Consider the following 23,066-nt stretch of genomic DNA (forward strand, 5'->3'; position numbering starts at 1 on the left):
GCCTCAAAGTGCTAGTAAAGCAAGTTCCCGGGCTAACTCTTCCCCTGCCAACGTCTCCTCTTCTGTCATCTGCTGCTCCCAAACCTTGCTATCCCAAAGTTCGAACTTATTCCCCTGTCCTACTAGGGTAATATTCTTCTTGAGGTCGGCACGTACCCTTAACTCTGACGGCAACAGAATGCGACCATGGCTATCGAGCTCACACTCCACCGAGTGACCGATAAGTTGACGTTTGATATACCGGGCCTGACGGTTGTGGGAAGGCAGGGCAATCAGTTTCTGCTCTACAGCTTCCCACTCGGGTAGGGGATATAACTGCAAACAGGGATCCAGTAAATCAACCGTCACGACAACTTTACCATCGCAATAGGTGCCTAGCCGCCGGCGATATTTAGCTGGTATGGACAACCGGCCTTTGGCATCCAGGTTGAGTGTTGTTATCCCTCGAAACAATGCCTGCCCCTTGAACGGGCCACTCACCCCACTTTGGCCCACTTCATCCCACCCAGCAACATAGTAGGGGTGCACGCCACAGGGTGTCAACAGAGACTTAAGAGTTTCCTTTAAGTTTTCTCCGTACAGATTAACAAATCTTTTTAAATCAAAAGATTAAGCAGGAATGCTAGGAAAGAGGCTGAAGCTAGATAACAAACAAATAGGAAAGAATGCGAAAGGGTTGAGACGACCGATAAGCCGGGTTCTGTCATGGACAGCCATTCATCTAGGATGCACGTTACCGTACATCTCAAGCGGCCTACCCGGGAACGGTGCGGGCCACACCTTGGTTCCCCTATTTGGCCTTGCTCCGAGTGGGGTTTACCCTGCCGCGGAATGTTGCCACCCGCGCGGTGCGCTCTTACCGCACCTTTTCACCCTTACCGGCACCCGCAGGCACTTAGGCGGTATGTTTTCTGCGGCACTTTCCGTAGGCTCACGCCTCCCAGGCGTTACCTGGCACCCTGCCCTGTGGAGCCCGGACTTTCCTCGCTATCCCAAGAGATAACGCGGCTGTCTAGTCGTCTCTAATTCATAATTATACTCAAAAATTAATCCTGCCTCCCGAATCCTCTTCGTTTTTGTCCATGGGGTCATGGTGAATAATAATCTCTGCTTGAGGAAAGCTGTTAAGTACCTTCGCCTCCACCTCCTTTCCGATCTGGTGAGCCCGCTGCAAGCTTAGCCGGCCATCGACCCCTAGATGAAATTGAATGAACACATCCTGGCCAGCAGCCCGGGTCCGGAGATCATGGAAGTCGAGTACTTCAGGATGGGATAAGGCGAGTTGGGCAATCTGCGCTCGTTCTTCTTCCGGGAGCTCCCGGTCCATGAGCTGATTCAGGGAATGGAAAATAATTTGCCAGGCATTCCGCAGAATATAGGCCGCAATAACCAACGCAAATAATGGATCCGCGAGAGACCAGCCCCAGAAGGTGCTTAACCCGAGGGCCACGATGACTCCTAGGTTGACGAACACATCCCCTGTGTAATGGAGCGAATCGGCACTGATAGCCAGAGAACCCGTCTTACGTATTACGATACGCTGATAATAGACTAAAGCAAGCGTCAGGAGGATGGACGCCCCCATTACGCCTATACCCAGGGCACCGTTTGCCACCGGCTGCGGCGCCCATAGCAACCTGATGGATTCTACAGCTAGAAAAAGAGCAGATCCCGTGATAAAGGCTGCCTGACCTAACCCGGCCAAGGGTTCAGCCTTACCATGACCGAAACGATGTTCCCGATCAGCAGGCGTTAGCGCTGTACGCACCGCCAGTAAGTTGATAAATGAGGCCGCTACATCTAGCACAGAATCAATCAAAGTGGAGAGCATGGCGACGGAACCTGTCACCCAATAGGCTCCTAACTTAATCACAACAAGAATCAGTGCCACCGATACCGCGGCATAGGTAACCTGCCGCATCATCCGGGCACTGTCATAAGGTGGAACGGTCTCTCCCATAGGGATTGGCTTTTCTAGTGGATGTTCAGTTTGAAATCTTATTGTCATTTGCAACTTGGAGTTTCGCCATGACTGACTGCGGCTCGGTCCCTCCTCACCTCGTCAGTCTGACAAATTCGCGTTTCTCAGCAGTCCTCAGACGGTGGCTAGGCCACGGCCCTTGGGGTCTTTACCGCTCCACGCGCTTTATCGGTTCCGGCACTCCCCGCCGTACCAAAATTCAAAACATTGATAGCCGCGTTGATGTCCCTATCGTGGCGGGTAGTGCAATCAGGGCAAACCCACTCGCGAACTTTGAGCGGCATGGACTCGTGAATAGTCCCGCACTCAGAGCACGCTTTGCTAGTCGGTGCCCAGCGGTCCACGATCAACACTTCCCGGCCATACCATTGGGCCTTGTACTCCATTTGCCGGCGAAGCTCATACAGACCACAATCCGCAACGGCTTTACTCAGGCGACTATTTCTCAACATCCCTTTGATGTTCAAATCCTCCAGGCAAATCACTGGGTTCTCGTTAATCAGCTTCGAGGATTGCTGGTGCAGAAAATCCCGGCGGCTATCCGCTATCCGGGCATGGATACGCGCCACGCGTTGCTGTTGTTTTCGGCGACGATTGGACCCTTTCTTCTTTTTGCTCAATCGACGCTGCGCCATCCTCAATTGACGGGCAGAGTGATAGGTGTACTTAGGTGCGCCCGATTTATACCCCTCGGAAGTGATGACCACCTCCTTAATCCCCACATCCACGCCAACGGCGTTCTTGCGGGTAGGCAGCGCGGCAATCTCCACCTCGCAGGCCATGCTGGCGAAATAACGGCCAGCCGGGTCTTTACTGACCGTCACCATTTTGGGGATGCCGCCTATACGCCGGGACCATTTCAGCTTCAGCGCACCAAGTTTGGGCAGTTTCAACCGCTGGCTTTTGGCGTTGAAATTCTTTTCTACATGGCGTTGGTCCAACTGATAGCGCACCGACTGAGCTTGGTGGCGCGTCTTAAAGCGGGGATACTTGGTCCGACCGGCAAAGAAATGCTTAAACGCCGTGTCCTGGTCCCTCAATTTCTGGATATGGCAACCGGCAGTCGCTTCGCTCAGCCACGAACACTCCGTCTTTTTAAGTTCCGTCAATTGGCGACTGAGGTTGAGGTTATTCAGCGACTCGCCATGCTCTTTATACGCCTTCGTTCGGGTCTCCAACGCCCAATTCCATACAAAGCGGGTATGACCAAATTCAATCGTCAATTGCCGCTTTTGCGTGGGCGTAGGATAAAACCTGAATTTATAGGCGCGTTGTGTTACCATAACTGCATAGTAACACAAACCACGCGAGGCGACAATGGCGAAAGAAACCGTCAATATGAGAATCGACCCAGAACTAAGGGCCAAGTTAGTAGAAATGGCAAAGCAACAGAATCGGCCCCTATCCAATCTAATAGAGACGCTTCTTTGGGAAGCCGTGAAACGCGAATTCATGGCGAAACGCAAGTAATACAGCCCTCGCGCTCGATGCGCCGCTACGCTTCGCACCCTCGCTGGGAGGTCGTCGCACTTCCTTGTGCTCCTTCAAAGCACAATATTACGAAACAGCATAAAGCAATCAAAGCCAACCCTGTAGCAATTTCTCGATTAAGGAGCCTACTTTGGAGTTCATAAGTTGCGGCCAAGGTAAGCGACCCTAAAACCAGACTCAAATAGCCAACCCAAAGAACTACTGGAGAAAATCCCGGCCGCTGCCCCTCCACGCCTATTGATCGCCACGCCGAAATCACTTAATCCTCCTGAGTGGCACGCAACTCCAGCGCTAGCTGATAAAGGTGGTTTTTCTTAAATCCGGTAATTTCAGTAGCGAGGGCCACCGCTTGCTTCAAAGGTAAAGCGGCCACTAGGGGCAGCAATACCTTTAAGGCCTCTTGCCGGGGAGCATCTTGTTTTTTTTTCGCCCCATGTACTAACAACACCAGTTCCCCCCGGCCCGCCTCTGGCGCCTGCTTTGCCCAGGTGAGAAGGGCAGAAAGGGAGTCCCCATGGACCGTCTCATAGCGCTTGGTCAATTCTCGGGCGACCACGGCCTCTCTGTCTTGGCCAAATGCTTCCACCATCGCTTGGAGAGTTTGCGACAAACGATGAGGCGCTTCATAAAAGATCAGCGTGCGAGTTTCATCCGCGAGTTGCTCTAATCGATTCTGTCGAGCACCACTTTTAGCCGGCAAAAAGCCCTCGAATACAAAGCGATCAGAGGGTAATCCGGCCACAGACAAAGCAGCCACCAAAGCACAAGGGCCAGGCACAGGCACCACGGATATCCCTACTTGCCGTGCCTGCCGAACGACTCGATAACCGGGATCACTAATCAGCGGAGTCCCCGCATCACTGATAAGCGCCACCGAAAGCCCCTCCTGGCAACGGGTAATCAAGAGTTCAGCCTGCTGCCGTTCATTATACTCGTGCAACGAAATCATTGCTGTGGTAATCCCAAAATGGCGCAATAATCCCGCACTATGGCGGGTATCCTCGGCAGCAATCAAATCCACATCCTGCAAGATCTCCTGAGCCCGGGGGCTTAGATCTCCCAAATTACCAATAGGTGTTGCTACCACATACAAAGTACCCCGTTTATCGGCCATCATGATGTGCTCTCTCTAGCCTACGCTACAGGTAGCGGTTAATATTATTCATTTTGAGCGCATTGATTGGAATGTATTTCATTACTTCTATGGTGATTTTTCTACGAAGCACAGGTCATTATCTTCCGTTAATGGGGCTTGCCATCATCCTGGGGCTTAGCGCCTGCGCACTCCCTTCCAAGCCTCCCCCAGAGAAACTCTCGGCGCTTGCCCAAGCCGAAGCGCTGGCAGCCGAAGGACGCTACCTTGCTGCAGCCGCAGAGTACATCAGGCTAGCGGCTGAAGCCCCGCCGCCGCAACGCCAAGATTATCAATTACGTGCCGCTGCCGCCCTCCTCCAAGGTAATCAATGGCAAGAGGCGCAAGAACTTCTTGAAGACATCGTACCCCAGAGCTTGGAACCGGCATTGAAGCTTCGCTACCGCCTTCTGGCTGCTCAACTAGCCATAGCAAAACGGGAAACAAAACGGGCCTTGTCTCTCCTAAAAGGCATCCAAGCCCTGGAGCCCAGCCTAGAACAGCAGGCCACCATTCACCGGCTCTGGGCAGAGGCCTATGAGCTTGCAGACAATCCCCTTGCCGCTGCCCGTGAGCGGGTCCAACTAGAACCCCTACTATCCGATGCCCAGGCCCTGCAGGAGAATCAGCGCGCCCTTTGGCGCACCCTGATGGACCTCTCTCCTGACACCTTGAAGCGCTTGCGCAAAGAATCCCTCTCCAATGCGCTCCGTGGTTGGCTGGAGCTTGCCCAACTTTTTCAGCGCTACCAATTGAATCCCCTTGGCTTACAGCAAGCCCTTGATCGCTGGCGGGAACGCTACCCTGGACATCCTGCTTCCTTGGCATTGCTTCAGGCCGAAATGTCCACCCTTCCTACTGCGCCTTACCAACCTACCACCATTGCCCTACTGCTCCCCATCAAAGGGCGGTTTGCGGCTTCTGCCGCAGCAATACGAGACGGCTTTTTTGCCGCCTACTACAGTGATAACAGCGATTGGACTCCCATCATTCGCTTTTATGGGGTCAAAGTCGACCCCAAGCGCAGCGTCAGCAATGCCTATAAAGTTTATCAGCAAGCCCAAGCCGAAGGCGCCGACTTTGTAGTAGGGCCACTAACGAAACAATCACTGGCGCAGCTTGCCGAAGTCGGAGCTCTGCCACTCCCCACGCTGGCTCTTAATTACTTAGAAAAATCCCATAACCCCGTAGAAAGCCTGTATCAATTGGCCTTGTCTCCAGAAGATGAAGCCCAAGGGGTCGCTGAGCGGGCCTGGCGCGACGGTCACCACAATGCCCTGGCCCTCATTCCAGATACCGAGTGGGGTCAGCGGGTAAGAGAAGTTTTTACTGAACGTTGGGAAGAGCTGGGAGGTTCATTATTGGAGGTTCAACCTTATGATCCTGAAAAGAAAGACTACTCCTTTCTGATTCAACGTTTGCTCAACATTGATGAAAGTCAATCCCGCCATCGGGAACTTCGAGAGTGGCTTAACCGTCAACTGACATTCGAACCCCAGCGGCGCCATGACGCTGATTTTGTCTTCCTTGCCGCCTTCCCGCGGCAGGCACGCCTCTTAATTCCTCAACTTCAGTTCTACCGGGCAGAGGATTTGCCTGTCTACAGTTCTTCCCATATCTATACCGGCTACCCGGATCCAGAACGGGATCTCGACTTAGACAACGTGATATTCAGTGACATTCCCTGGGTGCTCAATGATAGCATGGAAGATGATCCTAGTTATCAAAGCCTGGCCGCTGTTTATCCAGAGAACTTCGAGCGGTTGAAGCGTCTCTACGCCTTGGGTTCCGATGCTTACCGAATCATCCCTCATTTAAATGCTCTCCATCAGGTTCAGGATATGACCTTTGAGGGGGCGACGGGTAGATTGCGTATGGACGCTGAGCAGCGCTTGCGGCGTGAGTTGAATTGGGCTCAGTTTAAAAAAGGACGGCCCCAACCTACAATTAAGCCAGCCCCTTAAACCATGACCCGAAGCTTTCGCCATAATCAGGGACAGCAGGCAGAACAGTTAGCCTGCCATTATCTTCAAGCTCAGGGCCTGCGCCTGACCCAACGCAATTATCGCTGCCGTCTTGGCGAGATCGATCTGGTCATGGAAGACGGAGAGCATCTGGTCTTCATTGAGGTACGCTGCCGCCGCAAGGGACGCTTTGGGAGTGCCATAGACAGTATTACTCCCACCAAACAGGCTCGCCTCATTGCAGCCGCACAACACTATTTGCAACAAGCCGGAGGAACCCACAGTAAGCCCTGTCGCTTTGATGTCGTCGGCATCACTCCCCAGCAGGGGAATAATGACATTGTTTGGTTGCAGGATGCCTTTCGATTAGAGTAATCAGAAAAATTCAAGGCAGGCACCGCAGAATGAGGGATGATTAACTACTCCTTTAATTTTATGGACGAAAAATATGCTTGTGCCCCCAGACTAGCCCACAACACCCAACAATTTCTGCCAAAACCATAATGAACGCCCGAGAACGCATTGAACAACATTTCTTCAACAGCGCCCAACTTAAATTATCAGCCATGAGTTCCCTGGCTCCCTGTATCGAGCGCGCTAGTCAACATCTGCTGGACAGCCTCCAGCACCGCCATAAAATCTTAAGCTGTGGTAATGGCGGTAGCGCTGCGGATGCTCAGCACTTTGCCTCAGAACTCATCAACCGCTTTGAGCGGGAACGCCCCGGCTTGCCCGCCATCGCTTTGACCACCGATACTTCCGCCATTACTTCTATTGCTAATGATTATCATTATGATATTGTTTTTTCTCGTCAGGTCGAAGCCTTAGGCAATAAAGGGGACCTCCTGCTGGCAATAAGCACCAGTGGTCACTCCACCAATGTGGTTCGTGCAGTCGAAGCGGCTCATACCCAGGAGATGAAGATCATTGCCTTGACGGGGGGCGATGGCGGTAAAATTGCGCCTTTACTGACGGCCCAGGATGTGGAAATCCGCGTACCCGCCCGCAATACCGCCCGCATCCAGGAGGTACATCTGCTCGTGCTTCACTGCCTATGCGACTTACTTGACCATGGTTTGTGGCCGGAGAAATAATTCATGAAATCCTCTCTCACTATTGTGCTCTTTTGTTTCGCAGTCCTTTTCCAAGGTTGTGCTGCTGTTGTCGCTACCGGGGTCGTTGCTGGGGCAGCAACTGGTATTTCCACCGCCTATGACCGCCGCACTTTTGGTACTGTCATTGATGATCAAAGCATTGAGCTTAAGGCCAGCGCAACCCTGCGAAACGACGAAGTCCTCCATGACAGTGCTCATATCAATGTCACCAGTTATAATGGAATGGTATTATTAACGGGCGAAACCCCTAACCAGGAGCTCAAAAAAAGAGCTACAGAACTTATCCAACCCATTCCTAATATTAAGCAAATCTATAATGAATTGGACATTCTGGCCCCCAGTTCCCTAGTGTCCCGTTCCAACGACTCCTGGATCACCACCAAAGTCAAAACCAAAATAGCCGCTGAGAAAGGCGTTAATCCTACTCGAGTCAAAGTAGTCACCGAGCGGGGTACGGTTTACCTGATGGGACTCGTCACCGCTCGGGAAGCTGAGTTAGCCACTACCATAGCCCGCCATACCCAAGGGGTGCAACGGGTCGTCAAAATTTTTGAGTATTTACCCGAAACTGATCTTGAATAGCCCTTCTGTCACTACCCAGGAATTCCTGACAAATCTTATTCAGATTGTAGGAGAACAGCGGGTTCGCTTCGATCCGGCTGACTGTTGGCCCTATGGCTATGACAATAGTCGCCGGCATGCCCTACCCCAATGGGTAGTTTTTGCCCTTACTCATGAGGAAATCCGCGACATTATCTGCCTATGCAACCATGTCCACGTCCCCCTCATTCCCCGCGGGCGGGGCACTGGAACTACGGGAGCAACAGTTCCAATCAGTGGCGGTCTAGTCCTTTCCTTAGAGCGCATGAGCTGCATTCGCCTCATCGACCCCGTTAACCGCGCGATGATCGTGGAACCGGGCGTTACCAACCAAGAGGTCCAAATAGCAGCCGAGCAACGGGGATTTTTCTGGCCTCCTGATCCGACCAGTGCGGCTTTCTGTACCGTAGGCGGCAATCTGGCTTATAACTCTGCAGGTCCACGGGCGGTAAAATATGGGACCCCCCGGGAAAATGTGCTTGGCCTTCGAGCTGTTACCGGTGCCGGAGAAGAGATTCGCTGCGGCAGCTATACCACTAAAGGAGTCGTCGGCTACGATCTCACTCGCCTTCTGATCGGCTCTGAGGGCACCCTTGCCATTATTACTGAGGCAACACTCAAATTAACGCCCCTAGCCGAAGCGAAGCGAACCCTTCGCGCCACCTACCGAGATACGGAAAGCGCAGGACAGGCTGTGGCAACGCTGATGAGCCAGCCTCTCACCCCTTGTGCACTGGAATTCATGGACCGCCAAGCAGTAACCTTAGCCCAAGCGCAAGGCGGCGTAATTTTACCTACGGGGACAGGCGCGCTGCTCATGATTGAAGTGGATGGTCCCGCTGCAGCAATGGAAGAGGCCATCACTCAAATCAAGCAAGCGGCTGACAATGCTGGACTTTTAGAGATAGTTGCCGCCCACACTCCCCAAGAGGCTGCCCAGTTATGGTCCGCCCGCAAAGCTCTTTCGCCTGCTCTACGGACCTTAGCGCCCAAAAAGATCAATGAAGATGTGGTGGTCCCCGTCTCCCATCTGCCTGCACTGATTGGGGGCCTCGAACGCCTAGCCAGAGAATTTGCCATCACGATTGTCAATTTTGGCCATGCGGGTAACGGTAATATTCATGTTAATCTATTGATTAATCCTGATGATCCTCTCGAAATGGAGCGGGCAGGAAAATGTCTAGAACAGGTGTTTGAGCTGGTTTTAAGTCTCAATGGTTCCCTTTCTGGGGAACACGGGGTAGGGTTGGAAAAGCGGGATTTCGTGGCTCGAGAGATCGATGCCACTACCCTCAACCTGATGGGACGCCTTAAGGCCCAATTCGATCCCCGCGGGATACTCAACCCGCAAAAGACGCTCCCCTTAAACTCATTGACTTAGGTTTTAATGATTGGCATCCATATCCTGGCCTATTGATGTTCGATTAACCTGAAAGCTAAGGATGGAGCATTGAAACTGATTTATAGCGCACCGAATCTTTTGCTAGTGAGACATTTCCAAAATTTGTTGGAGTCCCACGGCATCGGTTGTGTCATCAAAAATGAAAACCTTAGCGGTGCAGCCGGGGAGCTGCCCCCTACAGAATGTTGGCCAGAACTTTGGCTGACCGAGGAGAAACACTACAGGGAGGCCTCCCGGCTTTTAAATGGGGCTGAGGACGATCAGCAACTGTGGACTTGTCCCCGTTGTAACGAATCACTGGAAGGGCAGTTTGACCGATGCTGGAATTGTGGCGAATATCGGGCTAACGAGAACATTCTCTAAGCATTGCAGACTAGAGAGTATAGCCCTTTGGTGCCAATCCCATGACTTTATAATGGGCAATTTCACCATGAAACCTGAAACGGCTGCCAACCCTGCCCGCCTCGAATATGATTCAGCCACCTCCACCTTACATTGTTTGGGCGCTTGGACCCTCTATGGCATCAGTCAGCTAGAGCAAACCCTACCTCTCTCCCAACCGCACCCTCCTGTGCAAGCGGTAGATGCGAGTGGCATCACCCAGATGGATACGGGCGGCGCTTGGTTATTACAGCGTCTCATTGCCGATCTCGAGCAACAAACCCGGCCTATTCCCTGCAAAGGACTGGGACAGGAACAGCAGAAACTGTTGCGACTCATTCAAGTCAGCAGCACTAGCCAACGGCTCACCACCGCCTCCCCACCTGGCATACTGGAGAGAATAGGCCGCTTAACCTGGGCCCATGTGGAAGAAGCCTTATCATTTTTAGCGTTTATTGGGGAAACCCTCCTCTATTTCCTCCGCAGCATGACCCACCCTTCCCGGATTCGCTGGCGCCCCTTCCTGAGTAATCTGCAAACTGCGGGAATCAATGCACTCCCTATTGTGGGTCTTTTGATTTTTCTGGTTGGCGTCGTCCTTGCCTACCAAGGGGGTATCCAACTCCGCACTTATGGTGCCAATATTTTTATTGTGGAGTTGGTCACCCTCACGATGGTGCGGGAACTCGCCCCCCTGATGGCCGCTATCATTATTGCCGGGCGGACCGGCTCGGCTTTCACCGCCCAAATCGGGACCATGCAGGTCACCGAAGAAATTGATGCTCTGCGCACCCTGGGTATCCCTCCCATGGAGCAATTGGTCTTACCCAAGATCTTTGCACTGGTATTGGCCCTGCCCCTATTGACCGTATTCGCTGATATGGTGGGCATTTTCGGTGGCATGGTAATGTCCCAGGCCCTGTTGGAGGTGGAATTCCAGGAGTTCGCTCAACGTATCCCGGAGGTGGTCCCCCTCTCTTCCTTTGTAATCGGCGTGGGGAAAGCTCCTGTTTTTGCCGTCATTATCGCCACCGTGGGATGCTATCAAGGCTTCCGGGTGGGCGGGGGCGCCGAAAGCGTAGGCCGGCATACAACTACCAGTGTGGTCCAAGCCATCTTTCTGGTGATTATTGCCGATGCTGCATTTTCCATCCTTTTTAGCTGGCTTGGAATCTAATAATGCCCAGGACCCAAGAACCCGTCATTCAAATCCAAAATTTGGAAACCCGTTTTGGCACAGCACTGATTCATAAGGAGATTAGTTTGGAGGTCTACCGGGGCGAGATCTTTGCCATTGTCGGGGGAAGCGGTTCCGGCAAATCTACTCTGCTTAGGGAAATTATCATGCTAACCTCGCCCTCGGCAGGCTCTATCCGGATCTTTGGGGAAGAGTTGGGAAGGCTGGATGAGACCTGCGCGGCACACCTTCAGGCCCGTTTCGGAATGATGTTTCAACAAGGAGCCCTCTTCAGCTCCTTAACCGTATTGGAAAATGTTGCGCTTCCTCTAAAAGAACATACTCCGCTCTCCTCACAACTCATTACCGAACTGGCATTGCATAAAATTAAGTTAGTAGGCCTGCCCCTAGAAGCGGCGACTCAATATCCCCGAGAACTTTCTGGCGGTATGATTAAGCGAGCGGCCGTGGCACGGGCACTGGCGTTAGATCCAGAACTGTTATTTTTGGATGAACCCAGCGCTGGCTTAGATCCGGTAAGCGCTGCGGCCTTAGATAAACTCATCCTTGATCTGCGGGATTCCCTTAATCTCACCGTGGTTCTCGTTACCCATGATCTGGATTCTTTATGGCGGATCACCGACCGAGCAGCATTTCTAGGAGAGAAAACGCTTCTAGGCCTAGATACTGTGGCAGCACTGGCCCGCTCGGAACATCACTTGCTCCAGGCCTACTTTAGAGGGCCTCGGGGTCGTACCGCCCAGGAGAGTGCATGGACACGAAAGTAAATTACATGTTGGTTGGCCTCTTTACCATTCTGCTGGCAATTGCCCTGACGGCTATAATTTTCTGGCTCAGCGCAGCCCCGGTAACCAAAAATTATCAAACCTACCTGGCTTATATGCGGGAATCGGTGGCCGGGCTTAACATGAATGCTGCGGTGAAATACCGAGGGGTAGACGTTGGACGGGTTGAGGCCATTGAATTGGATAAACAAAATCCTGAACGAGTCCGCCTAACCCTAGCTATCGAGCAAGACACTCCCATCAAAGAAGACACCATCGCTATCCTGGCCTCCAATGGCCTCACGGGTATCGCCTATGTGGAGCTAACAGGGGGAACTCAAGACTCCCCTACCCTCCAGGCGGAAAAGGACCAACCTTATCCTGTGATCCAGACGGGACCTTCTCTTCTCATGCGACTAGATACGGCACTCACCAAATTATTGACCGAACTGACGGGGGTGGCCGGCGATCTGAGCCGTATCGCCCAAAGCGTTAACACCGTACTCATCGAGCAAAACCAGCAAGCCCTTGCTGAAACCTTAAGCAATGCTGAACGTCTCAGCAAAGCCTTAGCGGATTTAGCGACTAACCAAGAAAACCAACAGGCACTGAGAAAAACACTCCACAATACCGAGTACCTCACGGCACGCCTTGCGGGACACGGATCTCAGTTAGAAACCGCAATTGAAGATTTAGTGACCATTCTGGAAGCAGGGGCAAAGGCCAGCAAGCAGCTTCCTATTCTGGTAGAACAAGCCTCGCGCAGTTTACGTCCCATCGAGAGGACAGCCAAGGGCTTGGAAACCTTGCTCCGGGACGGAGAGCAAGGATTTCGACTATTCACTCAAAGTACTTTGCCCCGCATCAATCAACTGCTTAATGACTTTGAGCGTGTCACCCGCAATCTGGAACGCTTTAGCCAACAGGTGGAACAAAATCCTCGCACCCTATTATTTGGTTCACCTCCTAATCACCTTGGACCGGGAGAATAACCCATGCTCTCCCCATCAAAATGCCAACTACCCTACCGAGGGTTGTGCTTAATCATGATCATCATCCTTTCTAGCTGTACCCTGTCCCCAGAGCAGTCCGGCCCCGTTCGGACTTACATCTTAGCGCCCCAACTTCCCCCTCAAACAGCTGCTTCTCCCACTCGATTAACCTTGTTAGTTTCCACGCCCCAGGCGGCAGCCGGCTATGGCACCCCTCAGATCGCCTATACCCGCAAACCCTATGAGCTAGATTACTTTAGTCGCAACCAGTGGGTTGACACCCCTGGACGCATGTTAAAACCGATTCTTGTCAATGCCTTAGAAGCTAGCGGGCTTTTTCAAAGTGTTGCCCCCGGTGACACGCGGATACTGGCTGAACTAAGATTAGATACAGAAATCCTCCGTCTGGTACAAGATTTCTCAGACCAACCTAGCCAAAGTCACCTGATCCTTCGTGCCCGACTCATTGACCTTGCCAGGGGTGAGGAAATTGCTAGTCGGATTTTTAAGGCCCAGGAGCCTGCACCTGAAGAGGGACCCTACGGCGGAGTCATCGCCCTGAACCGCGCTTTAGAGCGCATTCTTGGGGAGTTGGTGGCTTTTTGTACTCAGGCCTATTTGAAGCGCTAACCCGGATAATTCATGAGATCACCACAAAGTTCCAAAGAAATCATAAACTTAGATGCATTAGAACAATTTACTTCATTAGAGATTAATATCTCCATTAGTCTCTCCCAACTGACTGAGATTCTTTCACCTTCGTGTCCTTTGTGTCTTGGTGGTGAAAAATCCAGGCTAAGTATGAGGGCATGCAATGATTAAAGGCGTTCTGCTTGATTTAAGCGGTGTCCTTTATGTGGGTCAACAGATAGTACCTGGAGCACTCAAGGCGTTGGCGCGACTGAGGGAGGCGGGGTTACCGGTGCGCTATCTTACCAACACTTCCCGCAGTACGGGAGGCACCATCTACACTAAATTGAGCGGTATGGGGTTTGACATTTCAATCAATGAAATTTTCACCGCACCATTGGCAATTCGCCGTTATTTAGAAACTCATCAACTCCGCCCCTACTTGGTGGTTCATCCTGACTTAACGCCTGAATTTGCCGGTTTTTCCCAAACCGAACCCAACGCCGTAGTGCTCGGAGATGCCGGTCATGCCTTTACTTATCCGCGACTGAATGAAGCTTTTCGGGTGCTGCTTACCGGAGCCCCCCTGCTGGCAGTGGGAAATAACCGTTATTTCCAAGAAGCCGAGGGGTTAAGCTTAGATGCAGGTCCCTTCCTTAAGGCCCTAGAATATGCCGCCAATACTCAAGGGATCATCTTAGGCAAACCGGCAAAAGAATTCTTTCACAGTGCAGTAGACAGCCTCAATTGTCTTCCCCAAGAAGTAATCATGGTCGGTGATGATGCCAAAGCCGATGTGGAAGGGGCGCTGAAAGCAGGCCTCCAGGGCGTACTGGTGAAAACCGGCAAGTACCATCCTGGCGACGAGGCCACTATCCAGCCGCCTGGCACCGTTCTCCAAAATAATATTGAGGAAGCCGTAGACTGGGTTTTGAATTCTTCATAAAAAACCCACGGCTCGACTTTCCCTCAATCCCTATGGCGCAACACCACAGATTTGACCACTATAAGCCAGAGTCACTAGACCCCGATGGGTATCCGCCTCTCCGTGGTTCTTAAAGGTCCCCGTCGCCTCAGCAAACCTTCCCGTGCCCCCGGTCACCTTGTATTGGGTACTCATATGGTACACTCCAGTCCTGCCAGGGATAGGGATCCACAGGGCTTTATCCCTGGTCTGGAGAGTATCGCGGCTTTTCGTCACAAAAATATGTTTTAGCTCCAAATCTACTCTGTCTTCGCCCTTTTCCTGCTTAGTAATGGTCGCCTGGGTGGCTCCTTGAAGGGAGCCGGTGACTGTGCCCAGCACAGAAGTGGGTCCAACGATGCTCCCGGCAATCGCCCCGCTAATAGAGAGACAACGAGTCTCCTCAGCCCAGCCCGGGGTAGCTATCCCCAAGGCGAGGCAGGCAAACCCCACGGCATAGAAGGCTAGTCGCTTCATGGTCATTTTCCCCTTGAAAATCCTTACTTTTTAAAATACAAAAGTATAGCTTTCGCTAAGCCAAATTCTAGATTCCCCGCGCCTAACTTCTCGGCAGATTCACGAAAGCGCCTATAAGGAAAAAATAAGGAGCGAAGACAGGATGCCACCTTTAAACCCGGAGCATCGCAGGACAGAAGATCTTCTAGAACAGTGCTATCAATATTCTCTAGCACTGCTGCGTCGCAATTCCACCCCTGCAGGTATTATGGCATGCACGCCTAGCGAAAAAGCCTCCAAAAGAACTTCTATTACGAGGGTGTATAAACATGACTGATTATGTCCCCATAAACTGTAATTTTCATGATCACCTTGAAGCTCTCGCCACGCTTCGCAAACAGTGCCGGATTGTTTACCAAACCGCTGATGGCAAGCTCATTGAAACATTTGATACTATCGCTGATATTTACACCAAGCATAAAGAGGAGTTTGCTGTGCTAGGTTCAGGCGAAATTATCCGTCTGGATACCCTCAAGGAGGTTGACGGACAATCTATCTATACCGGACTCTAAATCAGAACCTCCTCCCTCAGAGATGGGACGAGGAATCATTACCGAAACATCAATCCGATTCCCTCTTGAGAGCGGTGCACCACAATAGCGGATAGATGGTGCGTCTTAATTAAGGATTCTGCTGGGAGCACAAAAACTAATTTGATAATCCCGTCTTCAGGAATTCGTAACGGTCCGACTTCGACAAATGCTCCCGTCACACTAAGATTCGTTACCCGGCAACGGCATGGCTGCTGTCCTGACCAGGATAAATAAACTCTAACCGCAGCCTGCTTCCTTGGATTTCGGCGACGTTCTATTCTCTTGCTAAGAAAGCATGACATTATTCGATTTTACCCCCAGAACAATAAGCACTTAGCACCAACAATCAACCTACCGCAATTCAACCCAAAGCCACTGACGCTTTGCAATTTATTATAGTGATTGTCATTCCAATAAAACTATCCAGCATAATTCATGCCTAAACTAATTCTTATTGGGCTGGGCAAAGTATTGCCACCCTACCAAAATAGCAATGATGGGCGTAATCAGGGTCGCTGCTAGGAGAAATAGAATTAAACCATCTAACCACATAATCAGCGGTAGCAAATATAAGGTATCTTCAGGCTCAAAACCTGCAAAACTGGGTTGTTTCGTCGCTATCTTGCCGGATCTCTGCTCAATTTCGTTACGAAAATGAAAAATGATAGCAATAGCAATCCCTGCTACCCCACCCATCAAGAGAGTCCATTCCCCCAAGTGGGAACTGGTGAGGCCCCAACCAATACCAATGAATAGGCCAACGGTGGCGACTGCATCTGTCGCCAGATCATAGAAATGACCCCCTCGGGATTGCTTACCACTCATGCGCGCCAATTCACCGTCGGTATGATCGAGAAAGGTAGACATCACCCACAACCAGGCAGCTAGGTTGAGCCATTCACCGCTCCCAAAACATAACGCCGCCCCAAGCCCTGTCACCAACCGCAAGGTTGTCAAATGGTTAGGTGTTACCCAACTGTTACAAAGTGGCCGAACGATTAAGGCGGCAAGGCGGGCATCCCACGGAGTATTGGTCATAACGTTTCTTAGATCATTTTGTAAACAACAGGAAGTTCTTGGAGCGATTCAAGAATCCTCGCCCGAAGAGCGGAAAGTGTCAGAGGCCTAAGCGATCCCACATCTCGTCAATCCGCTGCTTAACTGCTTCATCCATGACAATAGGTTGGCCCCATTCACGCTGAGTCTCACCTTTCCATTTATGGGTGGCATCAAAGCCGATCTTGGAACCAAGGCCCGAAACGGGGGAGGCAAAATCCAGATAATCAATGGGCGTATTTTCAATCATTACACAATCTCGTGCTGGATCCATGCGGGTCGTCATAGCCCAGATCACATCTTTCCAATCCCTGGCGTTGATATCCTCGTCTGTAACAATCACAAATTTGGTATACATAAATTGGCGCAGGAAAGACCAAACTCCCAACATAACTCGCTTCGCATGCCCAGGATATTGCTTCTTCATGGTCACCACGGCCAGCCGGTAAGAACAACCTTCGGGGGGCAAATAAAAATCCACAATCTCCGGGAATTGCTTCTGCAAAATAGGGGTAAATACCTCATTTAAGGCCACCCCCAAAATAGCAGGCTCATCGGGCGGGCGCCCCGTATAGGTACTATGGTAAATAGGATGGCGCCGGTGGGTAAGGCGCTCAATGGTAAATACGGGAAAGCGTTCTACCTCGTTGTAGTAGCCGGTATGATCGCCAAATGGACCTTCATCGGCCTCATCACCTGGCTTTAAATACCCTTCTAACACAATCTCAGCACTCGCGGGAACCTGCAACTCACTCCCCAGACAACGGGTCAGTTCGGTTCTTGATCCCCGCAACAATCCTGCAAAGGCGTATTCCGACAAGGTATCCGGGACCGGAGTTACGGCTCCTAGGATAGTCGCCGGGTCTGCCCCTAAAGCGACCGCTATCGGAAAAGGTTCACCGGGACGGGCCTGTTGCCATGCTTGAAAATCCAGTGCCCCGCCACGGTGAGCCAGCCAGCGCATGATGACCCGATTAGGACCTAAGACCTGCTGGCGATAGATGCCCATATTCTGCCGTTCTTTATAGGGCCCTTTAGTCACCACCAATCCCCAGGTAATTAAAGGGGCGGCGTCACCTGGCCAACAGGTCTGGATAGGCAGTTGACCCAAATCCACCTGAGCACCTTCAAGGACTACCTCTTGGCAAGGGGCAGAACGCACGATTTTAGGCGCCATATCCAGTACTTTTTTAAAAATCGGTAGAGTCCGCCAGGCTTCCTTCATACCCCGGGGCGGATCGGGCTCCTTAAGAAAAGCAAGGAGTTTGCCCACTTCCCGCAAGGCGGCCACTGAGTCCTCCCCCATGCCCAGGGCCACCCGCCGCGAGGTCCCAAATAAATTGCCAAGCACCGGCATCGAGACGCCCTTGGGGCGTTCGAATAGCAAGGCCGGCCCCCCAGCATGTAGGACCCGATGGCAGATCTCGGTCATCTCCAGGTGAGGATCGACCTCCACGGCAATCCGCTTCAGTTCCCCTTCTGCTTCTAACTTGGCAATAAAATCACGCAGGTCTTTGTATTTCATGGAAGCGGAGTCTACTCGGGAATTGACAAATGGTCATCACCTAGGAGGGCTGGCTTTGGGCTGTACCTGAAACCTGCTCTACATCCTCTCCAAAGCAACTTAAGATAGCGTCTCGGTTCTTCTCTTCTAAGGCGGCGAAAAGTTCTAAAAGCCAAGCCCGGTAAGGCCGTAGCTGTTCAGCCTGGGTGATAAAATATTTGCTACCTCCAAATGTCCACTCCAGGGAAAAATCTTCAGGCTGGTGGGCAATAGCCACACATAGATCCTTAAATTTTTGTGGAACCACCGCCTTTTGATTCAAACCCAATAGTGCCGCAACCTCAAAAGCCTGCAACGGAATCTTGATTTGGGGATCAAGTTCAGGGTTTGCCAAAAGCCTGGCAAAATGCTCAAGGGCCTCGGCAAAACGACCGGTAGTGAAACACTGTTCCGCGAGTTGGCTGTGGGCCTCCAGGTCTTCAGGATGAGAATAGAGCCATTGCTGGCTAAGGGAAAAAGCCTTTTCAAAAGCAAACAATTTCTCGTGGTAGAGCACACTGGCCGCGTAGTAGGCCTCCCCATTACCGGGAAATACCTGGAGCAACTGAACAAAGCTTGCCGCTGCCTCAGACCAGGCTTCAAGCGCTAAATAAGTCTGGGCTAAATGATATTGAGTTTGGGTCCAATACCCGGGAAGAGTCTCAGCTGTCTGCACCGCTAACGCTCCTTGGTAAGAAGCGATTGCCTCTTCCAGTAGCTGCCGCCCAGCCTTGCCCTCTATCCGGGCCCCTTGCTCCCGTAAAGCCGTCCCCAAATGGGTCTGGGTCCAGGCCCAATCCTGGGGCAGATGCCCCTGAGTCTGAACCTCCAATGCCTGCCGGTAGGCCGCTATGGCCTCCTCCAGCAGCCGCTGCCCCGCTTCTCCCCCCAGCCGGATCCCTTGCTCCCGCAAAGCCGTCCCCAAATGGGTCTGGGTTCGCGCCCAATCCTGGGGCAAATGCCCCTGAGTCTGAACCTCCAATGCCCGCCGATAGGCCGCCACCGCCTCCGCTAGCAGCCGCTGTCCCGCCTCTCCCTCCAGCCGGACCCCTTGCTCCCGCAAAGCCGTCCCCAAATGGGTCTGGGTCCAGGCCCAATCCTGGGGCAAATGCCCCTGAGTCTGAACCTCCAATGCCCGCCGATAGGCCGCCACCGCCTCCGCTAGCAGCCGCTGTCCCGCCTCTCTCCCCAGCCAAACCCCTTGCTCCCGCAAAGCCGTCCCCAAATGGGTCTGGGTCCAGGCCCAATCCTGGGGCAGATGCCCCTGAGTCTGAACCTCCAATGCCCGCCGATAGGCCGCCATTGCCTCCGCTAGCAGCCGCTGCCCCACCGCCCTCCCTAGCCGGATCCCTTGCTCCCGCAAAGCCGTCCCCAAATGGGTCTGGGTTCGCGCCCAATCCTGGGGCAAATGCCCCTGAGTCTGAACCTCCAATGCCCGCCGGTAGCTTTCCACTGCAGCCGATAAATGATGGTGCAGCGCTACTCCTTCAATTCGAATACCCAGCTCATAGTATGCTTTTCCCACTTGGGTCACCACAACTGCCCATAAATGGGGAGTAAGCTCTCTCGATACATATTCCAATGCCCGCTCATATACTTCCAAGGCCTGGTCAAAAGCATAATTGTTGCTGTGGGCATCTCCCGCAAGCCGAAAACTACTCACGGCTTCTTCCGTAAGTTGTTCCAGTTCCTTGCGTACTTTATCGAGTTGTTTCGCCTTCCTTTCCGCCGCTTCGCAAAGCAGCTCGCCAGCCCCGCCAAAGTTTCTTTGGCAAAGGCGATTCACCCAGGTTTTTAACTCTGCGCCTAGTTCGCTTTGATTTTGAGCACCCACAGAGGGAAGATAACTAAGAGGCTTTTAAAGATGAAACCGCGCTGGTTGCGCTAAGCAAAAGTTGCAATGACAGGGGCATGATCAGAGGGACGCTGTAAACAACGGGGTTCTTTATCAATAGCGCACCCTGTACACTTTGGCACTAAAGCTTTGCTAATTAAAATTAGATCAATGCGCAGCCCCCAGTTACGTCGGAAAGCCCCTCCTCGATAATCCCACCAACTAAAGGATTGCCCTTCCTGCCCAAACAAACGAAAGCTATCGTGAAACCCTAAATCGAGGATTTTTTTTAGCGCCTCCCGCTCTGGAGTACTACATAGGATTGTCTCGTGCCAAATTTCAGGATTATGGACATCCCCGTCCCCTGGGGCCACATTAAAATCACCCAAGACAATAAACTTAGGATACTCAGCCAAAGCCTCCTGTAAATAGTCTTTTACCCGCGCCAACCAGTCTAACTTATAGACATATTTTTCTGATCCCACTTCACTGCCGTTGGGGACATAGAGATTCAGCAGGCAAATATCACCCAAACGAATCCCCAGAATACGCCGCTGGGGATCTTCCAAGTTAGGGAGGTCGGTCACGATATCCTGGGGTTCTTGGCGGCAAAGGATAGCAACTCCATTATAGGTTTTCTGGCCAGAATACACTGCCCGATAACCCCTATCCCCAAATGCCTCCTGGGGAAACTCCTCATCACTGAGTTTTGTTTCCTGCAGCGCCAAGATATCTGGCTGGTGAACCTCTAGCCAATCCACCACCTGGGGCAGCCGCACCCGCAGGGAGTTGACATTCCAAGTGGCAATTTTCAGCTTAGGCATCAGGCAGCAATACCGCTATGGCGAAGCAAAGCATCGATGGTTGGCTCGCGGCCCCGAAATTCAACAAACAACTCCAAGGGCTCACGGGTCCCCCCTTGCTCTAAGATGCTCGCCATGAAAGCCCGCCCTGCTTGCTGGTTAAAAATTCCCTCTTCCTCGAAGCGGGAAAAGGCATCTGCCGAGAGAACCTCAGCCCACTTATAGCTATAGTAACCCGCGGCATAGCCACCCGCGAAGATATGACTAAAGCTATGGGCAAAACGGTTAAAGGAAGGGGGTTGGACAACGGCAACTTGCTCCCGTACCTCTTGCAGCAACGCATCAATGCGAGCACCCCTAGCAGGCTCATATTCTAAGTGCAAACGAAAATCAAACAAGGCAAACTCTAACTGGCGCACCATCATCATCCCTGAAAGGAAATTTTTAGCCGCCAACATGCGCTCAAATAATTCTTCAGGAAGGGGCTCGTTGGTTTCAAAATGACGGGCAATGAAATCTAGCGCCTCTCGTTGCCAACACCAATTTTCCATGAACTGGCTAGGCAATTCCACTGCATCCCAAGGCACACCGCTAATCCCTGCCACACTGGGATAATCAACCTTGGTGAGCAGGTGATGCAGTCCATGGCCAAACTCGTGAAACAGAGTGATCACTTCACTGTGGGTGAATAGGGCCGGTTTATCGCCCACCGGTGGAGTCAAATTACAGGTGAGGTAGGCCACTGGAATTTGTAATTGGCTTCCCTGGCGTTTGCGGGACAAGCAATCGTCCATCCATGCTCCCCCCCGCTTGTTGCTGCGGGCATAGAGGTCTAGATAGAACTGCCCACGCAGTTCGCCATGGTCATCGAAAATATCAAAAAAACGCACCTCAGGATGCCAAGTATCCACATCTTCTCGTTCCTGTATCTCTAGGCCATAGAGTCGGTGCACGATGGTAAATAGCCCTTCCAACACCTTCTGGGCGGGGAAATAAGGCTTCAATTCCTCCTGAGAAATGGCGTACTTGTGCTGCCGCAATTTTTCTCCATAATAAGCCACATCCCAAACCTGGAGATCCTCGACACCATACTGTTCCTGGGCAAAGGATTTGATCTCAGCAAAATCACGTTCAGCCACCCCCTTGGAGCGAGCAGCCAAATCGGTGAGAAAATCTAATACTTGTTGAGGACTTCCGGCCATTTTGGTGGCTAGGGAGCGCTCGGCATGATTGGCAAAACCCAGCAGTTGCGCCGCTTCATGACGCAAGGCCAAGATTTCTTCCATCACTTGAGTATTATCCCAGCGTCCCCCATGAGGACCCTGATCCGAAGCTCGAGTGACAAAAGCAGTGTATATTTCTTCCCGCAGATCCCGATCGTCGGCATAGGTCGTGACGGCAATATAGGAGGGCGCTTCCAAGGTCAACAACCAACCCTCTAAACCGGCATATTCCGCCGCCTGGCGCGATTGGGCCCGTGCTCCCTCGGGTAATCCTGCTAGTGCTGCTTCATCCGTAAGGTGTTTACGCCAAGCCTGGGTCGCATCCAGCAGGTTTTCCTCAAATTTGGCGGTCAAACTGGCTAACCGCTGCTGGATGGTTTTGAAGCGAGCCTTTTTTTCCGGTGGCAGGGTCACTCCCGAGAGCCGAAAATCACGCAAGGCATTGGCAATAATCTTTTTCTGGGAAGTATCCAGTTTCGGATACTCGCCTCCTTCCGCGATAGTCTGAAAAGCCTGATACAGCTCCTCATTTTGCCCCAGTTCGGTAGTAAAATCACTGAGTTTAGGCAAACAAGCATTGTAGGCCCGCCGCAGCTCATCACTATTGACCACGGCATTCATATGGGAAACGGGAGACCAAACGCGGTCAAGGCGCTCCTGCATTTCTTCCAATGGCTGGACTAAAGTAGTCCAGGTATACTCGGTATGGCTAGCAAGTAGCTGCTCAACTAAAGCCCGCCCCTCTGCCAGCAAACTGTCAATCGCAGGTTCCACATGGGCAGGCTGAATCTTCGAAAATGGAGGTCGGCCTGTAAATTCAAGGAGTGGATTACTCATTTTAATCCCAATATAAAAGCTAAATTTAAGTATCTCAGTAAAAGTTTTGAAGTACTCCTAAAACACCTCATGTTTTATTCATAGGTACTTATTTTCTAAATCTTACC

General features: G+C 52.0%; 23 protein-coding genes and 1 other RNA gene. 12 read left to right on the top strand and 12 right to left on the bottom strand.

What is annotated here, in order from left to right:
• Positions 1-3: 3 nt before the first annotated feature.
• The 5 genes from mraZ to rsmI all read right to left on the bottom strand — a co-directional run bounded on the left by mraZ (position 4) and on the right by rsmI (position 4,589).
• On the bottom strand, positions 4-453 hold the full coding sequence (mraZ, locus tag E3U44_RS02070) for a division/cell wall cluster transcriptional repressor MraZ (protein WP_134359630.1): 450 nt from the start codon (positions 451-453) through the stop codon (positions 4-6).
• Between the two features lie 220 nt (positions 454-673).
• Positions 674-1,024, bottom strand: an RNA gene (rnpB, locus tag E3U44_RS02075) — RNase P RNA component class A.
• Positions 1,025-1,039: 15 nt separating this feature from the next.
• A complete protein-coding gene (locus E3U44_RS02080) occupies positions 1,040-1,960 on the bottom strand; it encodes a cation diffusion facilitator family transporter (protein WP_240761693.1) in 921 nt (306 codons plus the stop codon).
• Positions 1,961-2,106: 146 nt separating this feature from the next.
• Complete coding sequence (locus tag E3U44_RS02085; RefSeq protein ID WP_134356440.1) at positions 2,107-3,264, bottom strand: RNA-guided endonuclease InsQ/TnpB family protein; 1,158 nt, start codon at positions 3,262-3,264, stop codon at positions 2,107-2,109.
• A 467-nt stretch (positions 3,265-3,731) separates the two neighbouring features.
• On the bottom strand, positions 3,732-4,589 hold the full coding sequence (gene rsmI, locus E3U44_RS02095; RefSeq protein ID WP_134356442.1) for a 16S rRNA (cytidine(1402)-2'-O)-methyltransferase: 858 nt from the start codon (positions 4,587-4,589) through the stop codon (positions 3,732-3,734).
• Between the two features lie 50 nt (positions 4,590-4,639).
• Here rsmI and E3U44_RS02100 point away from each other — a divergent pair, with 50 nt between their 5' ends.
• The 11 genes from E3U44_RS02100 to E3U44_RS02150 all read left to right on the top strand — a co-directional run bounded on the left by E3U44_RS02100 (position 4,640) and on the right by E3U44_RS02150 (position 14,596).
• Positions 4,640-6,568, top strand: coding sequence for a penicillin-binding protein activator (locus E3U44_RS02100; RefSeq protein WP_240761694.1), 1,929 nt, complete (start codon positions 4,640-4,642; stop codon positions 6,566-6,568).
• Between the two features lie 3 nt (positions 6,569-6,571).
• The gene (locus tag E3U44_RS02105) at positions 6,572-6,943 is read left to right on the top strand and encodes a YraN family protein (protein ID WP_134356443.1); all 372 of its coding nucleotides are present in this window, start codon (positions 6,572-6,574) and stop codon (positions 6,941-6,943) included.
• A 128-nt stretch (positions 6,944-7,071) separates the two neighbouring features.
• Positions 7,072-7,662, top strand: a complete 591-nt coding sequence (locus tag E3U44_RS02110; protein ID WP_134356444.1) for a phosphoheptose isomerase — start codon at positions 7,072-7,074, stop codon at positions 7,660-7,662.
• A gap of 3 nt (positions 7,663-7,665) precedes the next feature.
• Positions 7,666-8,265: a division/outer membrane stress-associated lipid-binding lipoprotein gene (gene dolP / locus E3U44_RS02115; protein WP_134356445.1), complete on the top strand. Its 600-nt coding sequence runs from the start codon at positions 7,666-7,668 to the stop codon at positions 8,263-8,265.
• Positions 8,258-9,664 (top strand): FAD-binding oxidoreductase, encoded by a 1,407-nt coding sequence (locus tag E3U44_RS02120; protein ID WP_420812601.1) that lies wholly within the window; start codon positions 8,258-8,260, stop codon positions 9,662-9,664. The genes dolP and E3U44_RS02120 overlap by 8 nt, the downstream gene beginning before the upstream one ends.
• Before the next feature lie 69 nt (positions 9,665-9,733).
• A complete protein-coding gene (locus E3U44_RS02125) occupies positions 9,734-10,048 on the top strand; it encodes a putative signal transducing protein (RefSeq protein WP_134356446.1) in 315 nt (104 codons plus the stop codon).
• A 67-nt stretch (positions 10,049-10,115) separates the two neighbouring features.
• Positions 10,116-11,243 (top strand): ABC transporter permease, encoded by a 1,128-nt coding sequence (locus E3U44_RS02130; protein WP_240761695.1) that lies wholly within the window; start codon positions 10,116-10,118, stop codon positions 11,241-11,243.
• Between the two features lie 2 nt (positions 11,244-11,245).
• Positions 11,246-12,031, top strand: coding sequence for an ABC transporter ATP-binding protein (locus E3U44_RS02135; protein WP_134356448.1), 786 nt, complete (start codon positions 11,246-11,248; stop codon positions 12,029-12,031).
• A complete protein-coding gene (locus tag E3U44_RS02140) occupies positions 12,016-13,020 on the top strand; it encodes an MlaD family protein (protein ID WP_134356449.1) in 1,005 nt (334 codons plus the stop codon). The genes E3U44_RS02135 and E3U44_RS02140 overlap by 16 nt, the downstream gene beginning before the upstream one ends.
• A 54-nt stretch (positions 13,021-13,074) precedes the next feature.
• Positions 13,075-13,650 (top strand): ABC-type transport auxiliary lipoprotein family protein, encoded by a 576-nt coding sequence (locus E3U44_RS02145; protein ID WP_166804982.1) that lies wholly within the window; start codon positions 13,075-13,077, stop codon positions 13,648-13,650.
• Positions 13,651-13,834: 184 nt separating this feature from the next.
• Positions 13,835-14,596, top strand: coding sequence for a TIGR01458 family HAD-type hydrolase (locus E3U44_RS02150; protein WP_134356451.1), 762 nt, complete (start codon positions 13,835-13,837; stop codon positions 14,594-14,596).
• A gap of 30 nt (positions 14,597-14,626) precedes the next feature.
• On the opposite strand, the gene E3U44_RS02155 is transcribed toward E3U44_RS02150, so the two are convergent.
• Positions 14,627-15,091, bottom strand: a complete 465-nt coding sequence (locus E3U44_RS02155) for a hypothetical protein (protein ID WP_134356452.1) — start codon at positions 15,089-15,091, stop codon at positions 14,627-14,629.
• Positions 15,092-15,399: 308 nt separating this feature from the next.
• Between E3U44_RS02155 and E3U44_RS02165 the strand changes: the two genes are divergently transcribed.
• Entirely contained in the window at positions 15,400-15,642 is a 243-nt protein-coding gene (locus tag E3U44_RS02165; RefSeq protein ID WP_134356453.1) for a hypothetical protein, read from the top strand.
• A gap of 38 nt (positions 15,643-15,680) precedes the next feature.
• Here E3U44_RS02165 and E3U44_RS02170 read toward each other — a convergent pair whose 3' ends face one another.
• The 6 genes from E3U44_RS02170 to prlC form a co-directional block, all read right to left on the bottom strand.
• Positions 15,681-15,965, bottom strand: a complete 285-nt coding sequence (locus E3U44_RS02170) for a PilZ domain-containing protein (protein ID WP_134356454.1) — start codon at positions 15,963-15,965, stop codon at positions 15,681-15,683.
• Between the two features lie 142 nt (positions 15,966-16,107).
• Positions 16,108-16,701, bottom strand: a complete 594-nt coding sequence (locus tag E3U44_RS02175; RefSeq protein WP_134356455.1) for a CDP-alcohol phosphatidyltransferase family protein — start codon at positions 16,699-16,701, stop codon at positions 16,108-16,110.
• 79 nt (positions 16,702-16,780) lie between these two features.
• Complete coding sequence (gene ubiD, locus E3U44_RS02180) at positions 16,781-18,244, bottom strand: 4-hydroxy-3-polyprenylbenzoate decarboxylase (RefSeq protein ID WP_134356456.1); 1,464 nt, start codon at positions 18,242-18,244, stop codon at positions 16,781-16,783.
• 40 nt (positions 18,245-18,284) lie between these two features.
• Complete coding sequence (locus E3U44_RS02185; protein ID WP_240761696.1) at positions 18,285-20,048, bottom strand: tetratricopeptide repeat protein; 1,764 nt, start codon at positions 20,046-20,048, stop codon at positions 18,285-18,287.
• 98 nt (positions 20,049-20,146) lie between these two features.
• On the bottom strand, positions 20,147-20,911 hold the full coding sequence (gene xth / locus E3U44_RS02190; protein ID WP_134359634.1) for an exodeoxyribonuclease III: 765 nt from the start codon (positions 20,909-20,911) through the stop codon (positions 20,147-20,149).
• Between the two features lie 8 nt (positions 20,912-20,919).
• Positions 20,920-22,959: an oligopeptidase A gene (gene prlC / locus E3U44_RS02195; RefSeq protein ID WP_134356458.1), complete on the bottom strand. Its 2,040-nt coding sequence runs from the start codon at positions 22,957-22,959 to the stop codon at positions 20,920-20,922.
• Positions 22,960-23,066 lie beyond the last annotated feature (107 nt).

Origin of the sequence: Nitrosococcus wardiae (assembly GCF_004421105.1) — a bacterium.
GTDB lineage: Bacteria > Pseudomonadota > Gammaproteobacteria > Nitrosococcales > Nitrosococcaceae > Nitrosococcus > Nitrosococcus wardiae.

Bases quoted from the DNA above. Each gene is read 5' to 3' on its own strand.
- E3U44_RS02145 (WP_166804982.1), top strand. From the start codon at position 13,075: ATGATCATCATCCTTTCTAGCTGTACCCTGTCCCCAGAGCAGTCCGGC.
- E3U44_RS02170 (WP_134356454.1), bottom strand. From the start codon at position 15,965: ATGTCATGCTTTCTTAGCAAGAGAATAGAACGTCGCCGAAATCCAAGG.
- E3U44_RS02130 (WP_240761695.1), top strand. From the start codon at position 10,116: ATGAAACCTGAAACGGCTGCCAACCCTGCCCGCCTCGAATATGATTCA.
- E3U44_RS02175 (WP_134356455.1), bottom strand. From the start codon at position 16,701: ATGACCAATACTCCGTGGGATGCCCGCCTTGCCGCCTTAATCGTTCGG.
- E3U44_RS02155 (WP_134356452.1), bottom strand. From the start codon at position 15,091: ATGAAGCGACTAGCCTTCTATGCCGTGGGGTTTGCCTGCCTCGCCTTG.
- E3U44_RS02080 (WP_240761693.1), bottom strand. From the start codon at position 1,960: ATGGGAGAGACCGTTCCACCTTATGACAGTGCCCGGATGATGCGGCAG.
- E3U44_RS02150 (WP_134356451.1), top strand. From the start codon at position 13,835: ATGATTAAAGGCGTTCTGCTTGATTTAAGCGGTGTCCTTTATGTGGGT.
- E3U44_RS02085 (WP_134356440.1), bottom strand. From the start codon at position 3,264: ATGGTAACACAACGCGCCTATAAATTCAGGTTTTATCCTACGCCCACG.
- E3U44_RS02140 (WP_134356449.1), top strand. From the start codon at position 12,016: ATGGACACGAAAGTAAATTACATGTTGGTTGGCCTCTTTACCATTCTG.
- ubiD (WP_134356456.1), bottom strand. From the start codon at position 18,244: ATGAAATACAAAGACCTGCGTGATTTTATTGCCAAGTTAGAAGCAGAA.
- E3U44_RS02105 (WP_134356443.1), top strand. From the start codon at position 6,572: ATGACCCGAAGCTTTCGCCATAATCAGGGACAGCAGGCAGAACAGTTA.
- E3U44_RS02165 (WP_134356453.1), top strand. From the start codon at position 15,400: ATGACTGATTATGTCCCCATAAACTGTAATTTTCATGATCACCTTGAA.
- E3U44_RS02135 (WP_134356448.1), top strand. From the start codon at position 11,246: ATGCCCAGGACCCAAGAACCCGTCATTCAAATCCAAAATTTGGAAACC.
- E3U44_RS02110 (WP_134356444.1), top strand. From the start codon at position 7,072: ATGAACGCCCGAGAACGCATTGAACAACATTTCTTCAACAGCGCCCAA.
- dolP (WP_134356445.1), top strand. From the start codon at position 7,666: ATGAAATCCTCTCTCACTATTGTGCTCTTTTGTTTCGCAGTCCTTTTC.
- rsmI (WP_134356442.1), bottom strand. From the start codon at position 4,589: ATGATGGCCGATAAACGGGGTACTTTGTATGTGGTAGCAACACCTATT.
- prlC (WP_134356458.1), bottom strand. From the start codon at position 22,959: ATGAGTAATCCACTCCTTGAATTTACAGGCCGACCTCCATTTTCGAAG.